This is a genomic window from Promicromonospora sukumoe 327MFSha3.1, assembly GCF_000385135.1.
In the GTDB taxonomy this organism is placed as follows: Bacteria; Actinomycetota; Actinomycetes; order Actinomycetales; family Cellulomonadaceae; genus Promicromonospora; species Promicromonospora sukumoe_B.
The window spans coordinates 607,321-621,844 of record NZ_ARQM01000010.1 but is presented as its reverse complement, the minus strand read 5'-3'; the positions used below and the strand labels follow the sequence as shown (position 1 = coordinate 621,844).

At 64.7% G+C, this 14,524-nt stretch carries 11 protein-coding genes; 6 read left to right on the top strand and 5 right to left on the bottom strand.

What is annotated here, in order from left to right:
• Window positions 1-6 precede the first annotated feature (6 nt).
• From H291_RS0106535 to H291_RS0106520, 4 genes are all read right to left on the bottom strand, one after another.
• Window positions 7-531 carry an NUDIX domain-containing protein gene (locus H291_RS0106535; RefSeq protein ID WP_198012418.1) on the bottom strand — a complete coding sequence of 175 codons (525 nt, stop codon included), beginning with the start codon at window positions 529-531 and terminating at the stop codon, window positions 7-9.
• Between the two features lie 45 nt (window positions 532-576).
• Complete coding sequence (locus H291_RS0106530) at window positions 577-1,107, bottom strand: class IV adenylate cyclase (RefSeq protein WP_020014175.1); 531 nt, start codon at window positions 1,105-1,107, stop codon at window positions 577-579.
• Window positions 1,108-1,281: 174 nt separating this feature from the next.
• Window positions 1,282-1,902 carry a hypothetical protein gene (locus tag H291_RS0106525; protein ID WP_020014174.1) on the bottom strand — a complete coding sequence of 207 codons (621 nt, stop codon included), beginning with the start codon at window positions 1,900-1,902 and terminating at the stop codon, window positions 1,282-1,284.
• Window positions 1,903-2,004: 102 nt separating this feature from the next.
• Window positions 2,005-2,316, bottom strand: coding sequence for a hypothetical protein (locus H291_RS0106520; protein WP_020014173.1), 312 nt, complete (start codon window positions 2,314-2,316; stop codon window positions 2,005-2,007).
• Window positions 2,317-2,512: 196 nt separating this feature from the next.
• Between H291_RS0106520 and H291_RS0106515 the strand changes: the two genes are divergently transcribed.
• A complete protein-coding gene (locus H291_RS0106515; RefSeq protein ID WP_020014172.1) occupies window positions 2,513-3,601 on the top strand; it encodes a PrsW family glutamic-type intramembrane protease in 1,089 nt (362 codons plus the stop codon).
• A gap of 129 nt (window positions 3,602-3,730) precedes the next feature.
• Here H291_RS0106515 and H291_RS0106510 read toward each other — a convergent pair whose 3' ends face one another.
• The gene (locus tag H291_RS0106510; protein WP_020014171.1) at window positions 3,731-5,434 is read right to left on the bottom strand and encodes a DUF262 domain-containing protein; all 1,704 of its coding nucleotides are present in this window, start codon (window positions 5,432-5,434) and stop codon (window positions 3,731-3,733) included.
• A 675-nt stretch (window positions 5,435-6,109) separates the two neighbouring features.
• Here H291_RS0106510 and dcm point away from each other — a divergent pair.
• From dcm to H291_RS33215, 5 genes are all read left to right on the top strand, one after another.
• Window positions 6,110-7,720: a DNA (cytosine-5-)-methyltransferase gene (gene dcm, locus H291_RS28965; protein WP_020014170.1), complete on the top strand. Its 1,611-nt coding sequence runs from the start codon at window positions 6,110-6,112 to the stop codon at window positions 7,718-7,720.
• A gap of 131 nt (window positions 7,721-7,851) precedes the next feature.
• The gene (locus H291_RS0106500) at window positions 7,852-10,098 is read left to right on the top strand and encodes a DUF262 domain-containing protein (RefSeq protein ID WP_020014169.1); all 2,247 of its coding nucleotides are present in this window, start codon (window positions 7,852-7,854) and stop codon (window positions 10,096-10,098) included.
• The gene (locus H291_RS0106495; RefSeq protein WP_026365468.1) at window positions 10,095-12,842 is read left to right on the top strand and encodes a Z1 domain-containing protein; all 2,748 of its coding nucleotides are present in this window, start codon (window positions 10,095-10,097) and stop codon (window positions 12,840-12,842) included. The genes H291_RS0106500 and H291_RS0106495 overlap by 4 nt, the downstream gene beginning before the upstream one ends.
• The gene (locus H291_RS0106490; protein ID WP_020014167.1) at window positions 12,839-13,918 is read left to right on the top strand and encodes a PD-(D/E)XK motif protein; all 1,080 of its coding nucleotides are present in this window, start codon (window positions 12,839-12,841) and stop codon (window positions 13,916-13,918) included. Before H291_RS0106495 ends, H291_RS0106490 begins: the two co-directional genes overlap by 4 nt.
• Window positions 13,839-14,396 (top strand): very short patch repair endonuclease, encoded by a 558-nt coding sequence (locus H291_RS33215; protein WP_332256605.1) that lies wholly within the window; start codon window positions 13,839-13,841, stop codon window positions 14,394-14,396. The genes H291_RS0106490 and H291_RS33215 overlap by 80 nt, the downstream gene beginning before the upstream one ends.
• Window positions 14,397-14,524: the final 128 nt, after the last annotated feature.

The window sequence follows — 14,524 nt, the reverse complement described above, 5'->3', positions numbered from 1 at the left end:
ACGGGTTCAGCCCTGATCGGCCGGCGGCACGGCGACTGGATGGCCGTTCTCCAGCTCGGCCACGCCGCCGTTGGTGATCGCGTGTAGCGCGGCGGCGATCCGTCGCGCGACGAGCGGGCGCATCCGCTCGCGCGCCTCGTCGACGGTGCACCACGACCAGGACCGCAGCTCGTCCTCGGGGAGCCGGATGGCCGCGGTCTGCTGCTCGGTCAACCGGCCGCCGTCGTACACGAGGACCAGGGCCTCCGTGCGCCCGTCGACGGCTGAGACGTGGTCGACGACGACGAGGCGTCCCGGGTCGAGTTCCAGCCCGAGCTCCTCGCGGACCTCACGCGCCCCGGCCGCCCGGGGCGACTCACCGAGCTCGACGGCGCCGCCCGGGGCCTCCCAGACCTGCTTGTACGTCGGCTCGCACAGGAGCACGCGGCCGGCGTGATCGGTGAACACGACGGACGCCGCCATGCGCTTCCGCGGGATGGTGTGGGTGTGCTCGGCCGAGCCGATGTCCTGGGGCTGGTCGTGGGTGGGCATGGCGGCGAACATAGACGAGACCGGCGGCCCGCGAGGCCCCAAGGATCAGAAGCGAAGCTCGGAGATCGCAGCCAGGTCGATGCCGTACCGGTCGTAGACCTTCATCGTGTTCTCCCCGGTCAGGTCATCGGTGCCAAAGCCGAGTACGCCGGCGATGCGGATCACTTCCTCGGCTGATCCGGCTTCGATCTCCAGGTAGGTGGGGATCCGCGGCCAGGTGTCGATCTCGATCTCGGCACCGTCGAGGACGAAGCTCACCCGCTTGTTCTCCTGGTACGACTTCGCGGTGAAACCGAGCATCCCGAGCAGCGCGTTCGTCTCCTCGAAGCTGTCGACCACGACCTCGGTCTCATGTGTGCCGTCGATCGCGTCACTCTTGATCTCCTTGACGGTGAGCGTCGTCTCCTGGCCGGTGTCCCGCAGCCGAATCCACTTGGACATGTCTCCGGGGATGATGTCGTAGACATACCGGCGCATGAGTTTCTCGCCCAGTTTCTGCCCGCCCTTGTCGAGGATCGTCCGCTCGACGGCGGCAGGGTCGATGTCGAGGATCTTGCCCTCGTGCTCGATCGGCACAGCAGGTCCTTTCGGTTGATGCTCTGGGTCAGCCAGGGGCACTCGGGGCACAGGTCGATGCGCTGGATGCAGACACCTCCCTGGTGCTGCCGTATCGATCCGTCTGGCATTCCGGCGCACGCCTATCTCAGCGCAACGGACCGACGACGTCGCGCTGCACTGCCCACTTGCCGATCAGAAGACCGCTGCGGAGAACCAGTCAAACCCGACCTCACCGTTGCGCTGGATCAGCACGCTCGCGAACCCCTCGTTCGTCGTCTTCACACCAACAGGCACCTTGAGCGCGAACGAGCTCTGCCCCACCGTGAGCGCTGCCGGGCTGTTCAGGCCCGTGATCCGCACCGTGCCCGCCGAGAACACCTGGAGGGTCACCTCGATGGTGTGGGTCGCGTTCGGCGGAAACTTGAACAGGTAGACGATGTGGTACGGCGTGTGCGAGGCAAAGCTCGGGAGCCGGTGGTACGCCGGTTCCGCCTCCGTGGCGATGAGGCAGTCCTGCACGTACATGCCGAGCGCCCGCCCGCCCGGCAGGGTCCGCCGGGACTGCCGAGGGGTGAGGCGCCCGATCGGTGTGGCGTCGAGCGCGGCGGCGACGTCGACCTCGCCGAAGGTCGCGGACAGGTCCGTCCCGTCCCGTTCGGCCTCGTAGAGGACGTCGCGTACCGGCAGGTCACTCCCGATCTCGATCAGCCCGGCCGCGTGGAGCCGTTCGAGGACGGCGCCGTCGGGCCCGGTCGCCGTGATCTCCCTCAGCTGGGTGAGGGGGTCCGTCTCCGCGTAGGTCTCATCAGACATGATCGCTCCTCGTCGAGCGCCGCCCGCGGGCGGGTTGCCGCGGGTTCCTGACGGCTCGATCGTAAGAGCGGGACAGCGCGGGTTCGCGGTGGCCCGCGTTGTTCACCCCTTGCGGCCGCCCGAGAGGCCGGCGTCCGCGACCGCCCGTTCGAGCGCGTCGACCGACTGCTCGAGGATGTCGCGCAGCAGGCGCGCCTTGTGCAGGGCGTTGCGCGCCTCGGCCGGGGTGTCGGCGTCGAAATCGAGCGTGACGACGCGGCCGCAGTCAGCGATCGACAGGCGTGCGCTGACCCGCTTGGCGTCGTCGTCCGCGGTGTATCCGGGCTCGACGGTGAAGTCCGCGAGCGCGTACGCGCCCGCGTGGTGACCGCGGCGGTTCAGGAAGGTGCGGCGGTAGAAGCGTCGGAACGCCATGGGTACCTCGTCTCAGGACAACTCCCGCCTGAGTGGGCGGGGTCGGAACCCGCGGATGCTTCTCGCCATGTCGGCACTGTAGGTCGGTGGGGTGGGGGCTGGCACGGGATTACCGGCTCCACGGTCGGCTCGGCATCGTGTCCGGCAGGCATGTCTTCCGATGGCAGGTCGCCTCGGGGGCTGGTTCTCTCCAGTCATGACACTCGTCGTGATCGGGGCGATCCTCTTCCTGGCCGGCACGGCGGTTGCCTTCATCGCGGGCCGGCCACGGGACGGTGTCCCCGCCCCGGGCTGGTTCCCCGACCCGGCCTCCCGCGTCGCTCGCCAGCGCTACTGGGACGGCCGGGCCTGGACAGGCCAGATCGCCGACGGCGGCCCACCCGCCGAGCGCGGCCGCCGGTTCCGCCGACGCTTCTGGGGCTCGTGGGTCTGGCACCTGCTGGCGGCCGTCGTCGTCCTGCTGGCCGGGTCGGTCCTGTACCAGTCGTCGGGGAACGTCCACGTGATGGGTCTGGCGAGCCTGCTCGGCATGACCGGCGTCTGCTGGGCCTTCTACGGTTTCGTGAGCCGCCGGCTCGCCCTGCACGACGTCGTCGGCTCCCTCAGCATCGTGTCGGTCGTGGTCGGAACCAGCGGCGCCGTCATCCTGATCGCCGCGAACATCAACTCCTGGATCATCAACGACGCGGGGATCGCGACGGCGACGGCGTGGGTCGGCGTCGTCGAGGAGGGGACCAAGCTGCTGGTCCCGCTGCTGCTGTTCGTCCTGGGCCGCTACCGCGACCCGCGCGCGGGCATCGCGCTGGGTCTGGCCTCGGGCTTCGGCTTCGCGATCACGGAGACCACGCAGTACGCCTACGCCACGGCGACGGCGTCCGGCCCGAACTTCTGCGGCACCGGCACCCTGGACTCGACGCCGGCCGCGGTGGTGCAGGAGCAGATCTTCCGGGTGTTCACCGTGTCGCCGCTGCACTGGCTGTGGACCGGCATCGCTGCGGCCATCGCGTGGCGGCTTTGGCACCTGTACGGACGCCGCGGCATGTTGGGCGCGCTGGGCGGGATCGCGCTGGTGATGGTGGTGCACTCGCTGAACGACAGCTCGGCGACGGCGTTCTGCGACGATACTGCTGCCAGCACGGTCGCGGTGGTGCTGCGGTGGGTGCTGGTGGTGGTGATGTATGTGGTGTTCCGGGCGTGGGCGCGGAAGTCGGTGCCGCCGCAGCTGGTGGGGGTGGTTGGGCGGGGGTGGTGGCCGAGGCTGCACTCCGGGGACCTTAGCGCGTGACGACACATCCCCCGACGCTCGGCTTCCGAGGCTCGGGACGGCGTGTCTCGCTTCTCAGCCCGAGACACCGCCGAAGACGCGCGCGATATGCCTGCCGCGCTCGAATCACGATGCCCGCTGACAAGGCCCTCACTTGAGTAGCTGTAACCAGATCTGGTCGTATCCGTACGCGGCCAGCGCGTGGCCTCGCTCGGCAGCGGCAGATTTGTCCCAGACGGTCTGTGTGACCACATCTGCAACGTCGATCCCGGAAGAATGTGCCTTGAATATCGGCAATTTTCGATCGAACGGCAGGTTGTCGAGCTCTTTGTTTAGCGCTTCGCCAACCCAAACGAGATTGCCGATGCCATGAATCCAGGGGCCGTTGCCGTCGGACTGCGGCGCAATGTGCTCGATGTTTGCCTTTTCCGGATCGAGCGGCGAGTTCGGGAACTTGGACTCTTGAATCTTACGGAGGGTGTATGCGGTAACCCGCTTCACCTTCGGCTCGCTCGCCGAGTACCGGATCTTCTCGGGGAAGGTGGCCAGGAACGACTCGCGGTTAGCGACCTTGCCGCGCAGCTGGCTTCGGAGCCCGTCGACCACAGTTGCGACTGCTGACTCATCTCCGGCAGCAGCACCCAGGTCACGGGCATGCTTCGCGTACATTTGGCTGATCCCACCGGTTGAGCTCTCGCCGACGACCGCCGTGGTGATGTAATGGAAGGCCTCGACAGCAGACACGGCTCGCTTCAGTTGCTTGGTCGAGACCTGGCGGACTTGATGAGCATGGAGAAGTGCCAGCAAGAATGGTCGTGGCTGGCGGACACCGAACGCATTCATGGCGAGCAGGCTGTTCCGAACACCCACGAGCTCCCTGTTGCAGGCCCATTGGCCGGGTTCAGCAATCCGGGCATAGACCTCCGCCTTGGCTTGTAGATCCTTGAGCAACGAGTCGCCGGGCAAGTTGCTTCGTTTGATCTCGCTGAACACCTTCCGCTCCGCGACATACTTATCGCGCGTGAGCCACCAGTGGTGAATGAAGGCGTTCACCGGAGCGTTACCCCCATCGTCGACCAGATGTTGACGCATCTTGTCCCACATGACCCGGGCGGTGTCGATGTCACCGTTGCTTTCGCGGATTTTTCCGAGCAGGTGGTTCTTCAGCAGGTCGACGGTCTCTAGGTCCTTGCCACGCGAGTTGAGGGTTTCGAAGACAATATAAGCGTCGTCCTCGTTGTTCAGCTGGATCCAGATGACGCGGAGTGAGAGGATCTTGTCGCGGATCTCACGAAGACGGAGCGCGGCCTCACTCGACGGGGCAGTCGTCGGTGTGGTCTCCAGGCCCTCGATCGAGACGCGGAGTCGCGTGCTTATGTCCTTGAATGCGCTCCGTAGCGCGCGGTGCTCATCGTTGATGGCAGCGAGTTCGACGCGGTCAGATGCACGCAACTGGAACTGTGCGTGGAGATACTCGCCCGCCGAGCCTGACTTCAGAACGAAGTGCGGGAGGCTGTCGTCATCCGGGCGTTCGATGTACGGCTGGATGCCATCGGCGAGCAGCTTCTCGCCGAGTTCGGCGAACAGATCGCGGATCGCACAGATCGCAAGCGTGATGGTTGTCATCCGCTGTTGGCCATCGACGATCCCGTGGAGCCCCCTCTCCATCTCGTAGCACACCATCGGCCCGATGAAGTACCCGTCGGTGTTGTCGACGATCGCGTCGTTCCAAAACTCGTCGAGGTTCTCGGGAGACCAGGAGTACGGCCGCTGAAACCTGGGGATCTGGTAGAAGTCGGCTTTGAGCACGTCGCGGATCTCGCGCAGGGTGGGGTTGAAGTTGACGGTCGCCATGACTGGCACTCCCTCACGAGATCGAAGTTTGCGGACCCGATCGTAGGCAACCTCGCCGGGGTACGTCTCCACCTTAGGTGTGATACCCGATCAAATCACCCTATTTGCCGCTACAGGAGACCCTCCTCACTCGCCGCCCCTGGGCCGCCCGCGAGCAACTCCGTTTGGCCGATCGTGACCTGGATCGATCGGACCTACCACCGCCAACGGCGCCGACATCGCCTGGGCAGGATGACACCGATCGGGCTCGAGACCGTCTACGCTGACCAGCCCCTGCCCCTCCCATCAAAGGAGACGTGTCAACCATCCCTGCGGCAGTCCCAACCGGACCCAAGGGCCGTTGCTCTACCTGCCCGATCTTGATCCTGGCAAGCAACGACGCAGGTCAGCACGCCACACACTCATGGCCACTCCCGAGCCGCTGAATAAGGCTCTGAGTGGTCATAGTGGCTGTGTTGAGCGGGGCTCGGGGCCTCGCGGCACGTAGGCTGGCACCAGAAAGGGGCCGGAGCAGCTGTACCGGCGCCTAGCGAATCCGGGGTGAGCTTGAGCAGGGGCGGGGTGTCGGAAGTTGTGTCCCGAGCGTGAAGCTGCTTACCTACTCCGTAGGGCAAGTTCGGACTGATGTACGACGCGGCTGGATCTTCAGCGCGCCGTGACCGTGACAGGAGTCGAGTGACCAGCGACGCGTTTACGTTCGTCGACCTCTTCGCCGGAGTCGGAGGGTTCCACGCAGCCCTTTCTGAGCTCGGCGGGCGTTGCGTATATGTGGCAGAGAAGGACAAGCACGCCGCAAGCGTCTACAGAAAGGCATGGCTCTCCGGTGAAGACGTCGCGTTCTCAGAGGACATCAACGACGATGTGCAGATCGATGCGAGCCACACCATCGACGAGCTCCTGGAACGGGCGCGCGGCGGCCAGATAGACCTGGGCAAGATCCCCGACGAGTTCGACGTACTGACCGCTGGTTTTCCTTGTCAAGCATTCAGCAAATCGGGAAAGCAGATGGGTGTACTCGACAGGATTCGGGGCACCCTATTCTACAACATCTTGGTTGTAGTCGCGATCCGGCGGCCAAAGATTGTGTTCCTTGAGAACGTGAAGAACCTCGTCGGGCCAGAGCACCGAGAAACGACTTTCCGCACGATCATCACGGCTCTCCGAGCGCTCGAGTATGTGGTGAGCGACGAGCCGACAGTGTTCTCGCCGCACTTCCTCTCACCTGAGCATGGCGGCGGCCCCCAGAGCAGGGAGCGCGTGTTCATCCTCGGGCTGCGCGGGGACCTTGCCCGCGGCGAAGAAGAGCCCTTTGCGGGACCAACGCGAACGCCCGGATGGCAGGCAGAGAAGTGGTCACTGACAGAGACGTCGCTGGCCGACGGTGTACCAGCCGCGATCACCGAGGGATGGCTGCGTACGGCCCGAGATTCAGTCCTCGCCCCGCGCGCGAACGAAGTCTCGGCACTGCGTGGGGACACCAAGCCCTACAAGGTCACGGACGCCGCTTGGTTCAAGGTCTACGAGACTCTGGTAAAGAAGGTGAGCGCGAGCACGAACCACCGGCCTAACGCACGCGGCTCTCGATTTCCTGGCCATCCCATCTGGTTTGACGTCACTGATCCGGTGTGGGCCCAAAGAGAGCGCGACGATGCGCGGGCGCACGACGGGCTCGGTCGCAAGGCGCGTCCCTGGAAGGATGAGTTCCTCGATAAGTCCGAGCGATTTGTGGCAGAGTTTGCTGACATTCTGGAGCAGCCGGCGAGACGACCGCTGCTCGCGGAGATCCGTGCCCTGGGGAACAACGCCTGGAGGAAGTTCGAGTGGCAGGCGCAGGATGCCACGTCACTTCGCGACTGTCTGATACAGGTCCGGCCGTCGGGCGTGCGGGTCAAAAAGGCGACTTATACCCCGGCCCTCGTCGCTATCAACCAAGCTCCGATCCTAGGACAGGACCTCCGCAGACTGACCCCATACGAGGCGGGAAGAGTGCAAGGCTTCCCTGACCAGGTCTATGCAGCGATGCGAGACCTTCAGCCCGACGCGCAGTCGTACAAGCAGTTCGGCAACGCGGTCCATGTCGGCACTATTCAGTTTGCCCTCGTTCGTTTTATGAAGCACCATTTCGACTCAGTAGAGCAGGACTATCTCGGAGGCCTCGACGTGCTGCTCGAGAACTGCCGTAGACACTCTGCATGGAACTTCGATCCGATTACGACGGCCGGCAGCCCAAGGAGAGGCGCATCGCGCGCCGGCTCCTCTCATCCCCACGAGCGGACCCTGTTCTGAGGCGGGGCAGACCGTCGCGGTGGAGTTCACCCCGCATCTAGCCGGATCGTTCACCCGACATCGTGCCAAGCCTCTCACCTCGCTGTGTAGTGTGATGAATCCAGGTCAGCGAGCTGAAGGAGCAGCAATCGGTGCAGTACACGAGCGCTAACTCGAAGGCATCCGCCGTCGCGCGGATGTACGTGCTCGGTGGGCGAGCCCCTGAGCCGCTGGGGCCTGGTGCCAAAGAGAAGAGATCGGCTTTCGAAGCGCTCGGCACTGCGATCGGCATGGATTTGGTCGATGTGCGGTCGAAGCACCGTTGCGCTGCGGCCATCGCGGACGCCGTGGGCGTCGAGTGGGATACAGGCTGCTGGTCCGCCGGAGACACCATCACGTCCGTAGGCATCAACAGGCTCGTGGACGCTGTGACCATGGCAAAGGTCGCGCACCTCGGACCGGAGGAGGCCAGCGAACTGATCGAGCGGCTCCTCGCCGCGGGACATTCGAACGACGACAGGAGAGAACTCATGCCGGAGGCCCTCACCGACGTGCAGCAGAACGTGGCGGACTACCTCGCCCGCCTTAGCGAGCCTGGTCCTCTGCCCGAAGACTTCGGTCGGGAGCCGTTTGCCTTTCGGGCGACTGACGTGCGGTTCGACGACGGGACGTGGCGCCAGAAACTGCTGGAGGTCGAGGGCTGGATCCGACTAGGGATCACGTTGGACGACTCGTCGCCGCAAGCTTTTGACGCAAGCTTGGCCAAGGCTCTGAATCTCGTGCCCACACATGCCGGCAACGAGCTCCTCGCAGCTCTCGCGCTGCTGCTCGAGGAGGCGTCTGCGCGGCGTGATGAATTCCTGCAGGCGATGGAGCAGACCGCGGAGGGAACAGAGACAAAGACCAGTGCCTCTCTCGCGTGGGCTGCATCGTGGGACGACGCCGCCGACGACGACGGCACTGAACCGAGCGGCATGATCGATGCCAGGGCGGAGACCTGGCCGATCCAGACGTTCATCCAGTATGCCCGCGACGACGAGCTGGACCTCAGCCCTTCTTACCAGCGGGCTGATGTTTGGCCGACCAACTACGCTCAGCGCCTAATCGAGTCGATCCTCCGCGGCATCCCGCTGCCGTCGGTGATCATCCTGGAGAAGAGCGAGGACCGCGGAACCGTCTACGAGGTCGTCGATGGCAAGCAGCGACTCACGTCGGTGCTGCGTTTCACAGGTGCGCACCCGCACGCCCTCGATGTTGTCGCTCAGAAGAGCCTGGAGTGGAACGAGCCGGACCTTCCACATGTGTTCGAAACCGACTATCCGCGTTTCAAGGAGATCTGGAACAAGAACGAGCGCGACCGCCTCACCACGGAGATGGAACGGAAGAACCATTTTCCGTTCCCGCTCCGGTCGAGCGAGACGCCTGACAGCCCGAACCCTCTAGTTGGTGATCTTGCGCCACTGCGCGAAAAGTACTACGGCGAGATCCGGGACCTCACCATCCCGGTCCAGGGGACGCCACGGCGTGTTCGATATGTCTTCGAGCAGGCGGCTACGTACAAGATCCCCGTCATCATCTATAAGACGGCTACGATGGCGCAGATTCATGAGGTATTTTCCCTGTATAACACGCAGGGCAAGTCTCTCAACGCCGAAGAAATTCGCAACGCCCTGTATCACCGGCTCGACCTGATGCGTGGTCTCCTCGTCATGGGGGGAGACTCCACGGATCTGAGCGTGGCCTCCTTCCTCTCGGATGACTGGGGAGACCTCAAGTCGACGAGCGAGGTCCTTGCGCGGTACCAGTTCGGCGACGTTGGTTACAAGCGTACGAAGGTGTTGTCGTGGGTCGCCGCAGCGCTGCTCCTCAACGACGCAGGAAAAGACGGGATCACGCGTTCCACGTCTGCCCACATCAACGCGTTGTTGCAGCGAGTGCAGGCAGACGCAGGCGACCCTCTGCAGAGATCCACGACCGTCCGGGATCTTATGCTCCTGATCGATCACGCCCTGGATGCCCACGCCACTGTGGCAGACGCATGGCCCAAGCGCTTCCGTAGCGGCAACGACCGCGGCACCGGAAAGTGGCAAGAACTTCGCTTGGTGGCGACACTGGTCGCTCTGTCTGCGGCAGCCGTCGTGTTGGACGACCAGCTCGTCGACCGGTTGGAGGACGCGGTGCCGGCCATCAGTGACTCTGCGGCCAGGTGGGGCAAGCCTGTTCGCAACCAGTCGAAGGAACAGTGGCGCTGGATCGGCTTCGTAGTCAGCGAGATCCTCGCGATCCTGGACGTCGACCCTGAGGACGCGCACGCCGCCCTGGTCGAGCAGTTTGGTTCCTCTGGTCTCAAGTTGATTGTCGACCACGCTCACGCGCCCGAGGGTTACGTCCGCCCATGAGAAGCGAGGCTGGTGCTAGGTACGGCGTCGAGCACGTCGCGCTGGCCCGAAGGCCCGGGACGTGGTGGTCGGCGTACGAAACCAAGCTGGCAGCGTCGGGCATAGGCGTGACTAGTCGTGAGGTGATCGCTGATGACGCACGGTACATCGTGGAGCACGGCATCTTCGGTGCAGGGGAGCCAGGCGGTCCTGCCTGGCCGCTGACGCGAGAGCGTCGAGGACTAGTCATGGGCGCTGTGCAGTCGGGCAAGACAGCATCGATGATGGCGGTCGCCGCGATGGCGCTCGATCGGGGCGTCGACGCACTCGTCATCCTCGCCGGCACGAGGACAGCCCTCTGGCTCCAGACATTCGAGCGGTTCGTGGACCACATCGACACCGACGCGAACGCTCACACTCGTCGAGTACGCATACCGGGCGGCCCGGCATCTGATCTGCCAGGCACCGACCTCAGCAATCTTTACGAGATGCCGGGGCCCCGCATGAACCGCGCCCTGGCGCGTCGGCGCCCGGTCATCGCCGTCGTGATGAAAAACGCTGCACACCTGGAACGGGTAAGTCGCAATCTGCAGGATGTCGTCTACCCCCTCGCATCGGAGCGGGGCGGATCGTTCCACCTACTCGTGATCGATGACGAGGCTGATGACGCTTCTGTCGTCGACACGTCGGCGGTCGCAGGAAGCAGGCCTGTACCACGGCGCATCGTCGATCTGTGGGAGTCAAGACAGCGGCCGGGCGAGACGGTGCGACCGGAGATCTTCGCGACTTATCTCGCATACACCGCGACACCCCAGGCGAACTTCCTGCAGGACGGCACCAACCCGCTCGCTCCTACCGATTTCGTCGCCAGTTTGCGCACCCCGGGGGCCAGAGGCAACGCCGCCGTTCGTGAGTCGACCTTTCGCACAGAGGACGGGCTCAAAGGTTGGTACACGGGCGGAGAAACCTTCTACAAGGACCTGGCTGACGCACCACTCTGCGTGAAAACCGACGACATCCCTGAGGAAGAGCGTGTGCCTGATGCCGTCAGGGCGTACCTCGTAGCGGCCGCCGTGCGCCTACTGCGTTCGCCTGACCGGCTCGGTCCGTTTCATGCGCGGGGCAAGCGATACGCGACCTTCAGGGAGGCGCGGTCCGCGGTCATTGACCCCATGTCGATGCTGATCAACCCGTCCGCGGAGAAGGACGAACACTTCGATACCGCCGACGCTGTGATTGCTTGGGCGGGCGGCGCGTGGTCGGGTCGGTCTAACGAGGCTGCGTCCGAAGGCCGTGATCTCGGCGTCGAGGGGATCGCGACCGACATGGTGGAGCACCGCGATCGGTGGACAGCATGGCTCGATTCGTACCGTGAGAGCGCGAACCTTGTAGTGGGCAGGTTGGCCCCGGCTGAAGAGCGTCTAGTCCCGACTTCGGACGAATGGGACAGCGTGGCTCGCCTGATCCTCGAGGACATCGCGCCCGGCACTCGCGTCGCTGTCATCAACAGTGACGAGAGAGCAGATGACCGTCCTGAGTTCTCGCCCCGACAGTGCGCCGACGGCTCTTGGCGTCCGGCGACCAACCTCTCTACGATCTTCGTGTCAGGGAACGTCATGTCGCGCGGACTGACTCTCGAGGGCCTGACCACGACGCTGTTCACACGCAGCGCATCCACCCCGCTCGCTGACACCCAGATGCAGATGCAGCGCTGGTTCGGCTATCGGGGCACGATTATCGACCTGTGCCGTGTGCTGACGACACGTGACCAGATCGACCTGTTTACCCACTATCACGAGAACGATGAGGCACTCCGGCGCGACGTACTCAAGGCCATGGGATCGGGCACTGCGCCGAACCCGGTCATTCTGCAGGGCCGTGCGTTCAAAGCGACCGGGAAGATTGCAAACCTTCAGGCCGACCCGCTGTTCCCGGGGCCTAAACCATTCGTCCGCCACATGAATCCAGCTGGCTCTGACAAGAACAACCTCGAGCTCGTGGCGAGCGTCTTCTCCGATGACAGGGTGATCGCCGTGCCCTCCGGATCGGGACAACGCGGCCTGCTGCTCTCCGAGGCGCTCAGCCTCACCGAGGCCGCGAAGCTGCTCGAGTCTTTGAGCTACGAGGACCACGGGCCGGGTCCGGACAGCGGGGAGGCCGCCAAGTGGCGGTCGGTAGCCCATCACGCGCGGATACCCGACGATGACCCGTGCCTCCCGCTCTACCGCTCTCCCCTAGTCGCAGACTCACTGGATCTGTCTAAGGACTCGCCGTACACAGTCGCGGCATATCTGCGCCTGTGGTCAGCTGTCGTGCCTCGAAGCGTCCCCGGTCTCCTAACGACCGACGACATTCCGATGATGTGGAGTCTCGTCGAGCCCGCGGCACGAGCCCGAAGGCAGCCGAGGTTCTGGGTCGGTATTCGGTTCGGGCGTGGTGAACCGCTGACCGGGGGGCCGCTTGCCCACCTCCGTTGGCCAGCAAGGCCCATGATACGAAGGCTTGCAGACGGTACGACGTCGCTCGACGCGGACTGGGGATCGAGGAACTACTCCGGCGACGTCATCCAGGGCGATGACCTGTTCGACTACGTCGCGCGAGGCGTGAACCCACCACAGGTGCTTGACGGCAGGCGCCCACCCGGGGAAGACGGCCTGATCCTCTTCCACCTTGTCGGGCACCAGGGGGCGGACCCGACGATCGCCGTCGGCGTCTCAATCCCGCTCGGGGGACCCGACCACATCCGAGCACGATCGGAGGTATGACGTTGACCTACGCCCGCACCGAGTCCTTCGAGTGGCTGAGGACCGAGATCGATCGGCACCCACACGCGAGCACTGGGGGAGACCGCGACCTCATCTGGGCGGACACCGCGCACACGGTCGCTGTCTCGCGCGACGACAAGGGAACTATTGAGATCTTCCTTGTCGGGGACCCGATCGAGCCGGCGACGCGTGTTCTCCGGGATCTGCTCGAGCACCAGACGTGGACGACCAGGGGAGGCGGTGCGCTCGCCGCCAACCGCATGGCGCTCCCTGAGTCCTCAAACCTGCCGGGCGTGGCCGCATTCATCTGTGCGGAGCTCTTGGCCAACGGGTTCGGGAGGGAACGGCAGCCAGCTTTCTCACGCACGGAGCCAGTGATCGCCGCATTGTTCGCACAGCAGCAGCTTGGCAGCGAGGTCCTCACTGGCCTGGTCGGCGAACTGATTCTGCTGGACGAACTCACGCGCCAGTCGAGTGCACCAGACGAAGTGGTGGCGTGCTGGTTCGGGAGCGTCCCGTCGTCACGTGACGTTCAGTTGGGCGAGGTCGGCGTCGAGGTCAAGGCAACGACGGGAGCGACGGCCAGCCACCTCATCCAGGGGTTCCACCAGGTAGAACTAGGGCATCCCGTGGAGGGAGTGCCAGAAACAGCTCTCTATCTGTTCAGCGTCGGCGTCCGGTGGTTGCCACCTGCGGCGGTGGGCGGTACCTCGGTCCCCGAACTGGTCGACGCCATCGCAGAGCGGTTGAGCACCTCCGACCGCGAACAGTTCATCACACGGGTACGCCAGTACGGCGGCGACATCGGGGTCGGGTACGACCACACTGCTGACCGCAACCGACCGAGGTACGCCAAGCGTCTGATGGGGGCGTTCGAACGGCTCTACGATATGAAAGATGAGCGGATCCGCGTACTGCAGTCGTCGGATGTCGCAGGAATCCCTCACATCGAGCACGACTCGGTGACCTTTCGAATCGCGCTGCCCACGCAGATCAATGGCGATCTCAATCCGACGACCGATCTTGTGCGCGCCGCGAGCAAGGTTCTTGAAGAGGCGGGCTTTGCGCGACGCTGAACGACTGCCTCAGAGCACCCGGACCAGGCCGACGGCGGGGATGGTGCCGCAACATGTCGGCGCACACCCGGGGGGCTCGTCATCGGCGATCAGCCGCCGGATGTCGACGGCACGGCGGAAGGACACGGCCCCCGAGATAGCGCTTCGCCGCGAGCTCCACGGTCGTGGGCTGCGTTACCGAGTTACTTACCCGATTCCCGGGCAGCGGCGTCGGACGATCGACATCGCGTTCACTCGTGCCAGGGTCGCCGTCATGGTTGATGGCTGTTTCTGGCACGGATGCCCGGTCCATGGAACAAAGCCTCGCTCCAACGCTGGGTGGTGGGCCACGAAACTTGCTGCCAACTCGGCCCGTGACGCTGACACGAACCGTGTGCTGACGGAGATGGGATGGCGCGTCTTGCGGATCTGGGAGCACGAGACACCTGCTGCTGCGGCGGACGTCGTAGTTGCGGTCCTGCGTGACCAGTCGGCGTGACGTTTTGTCCAGCAAACGCTTGAGCCGCGCAGACTCCTCCGGATTCAGGCTGCCGCCGCCACGACGCCGGGCTTCGAGATGCAGCATCGCCGCGTAGTAGTGGTCCTGGTGCCTCGGCGCCACCGCCC

Bases quoted from the DNA above. Each gene is read 5' to 3' on its own strand.
- H291_RS0106535 (WP_198012418.1), bottom strand. From the start codon at position 531: ATGCCCACCCACGACCAGCCCCAGGACATCGGCTCGGCCGAGCACACC.
- H291_RS0106525 (WP_020014174.1), bottom strand. From the start codon at position 1,902: ATGTCTGATGAGACCTACGCGGAGACGGACCCCCTCACCCAGCTGAGG.
- H291_RS0106520 (WP_020014173.1), bottom strand. From the start codon at position 2,316: ATGGCGTTCCGACGCTTCTACCGCCGCACCTTCCTGAACCGCCGCGGT.
- H291_RS0106515 (WP_020014172.1), top strand. From the start codon at position 2,513: ATGACACTCGTCGTGATCGGGGCGATCCTCTTCCTGGCCGGCACGGCG.
- H291_RS0106510 (WP_020014171.1), bottom strand. From the start codon at position 5,434: ATGGCGACCGTCAACTTCAACCCCACCCTGCGCGAGATCCGCGACGTG.
- H291_RS0106495 (WP_026365468.1), top strand. From the start codon at position 10,095: ATGAGAAGCGAGGCTGGTGCTAGGTACGGCGTCGAGCACGTCGCGCTG.
- H291_RS0106490 (WP_020014167.1), top strand. From the start codon at position 12,839: ATGACGTTGACCTACGCCCGCACCGAGTCCTTCGAGTGGCTGAGGACC.
- H291_RS33215 (WP_332256605.1), top strand. From the start codon at position 13,839: ATGGCGATCTCAATCCGACGACCGATCTTGTGCGCGCCGCGAGCAAGG.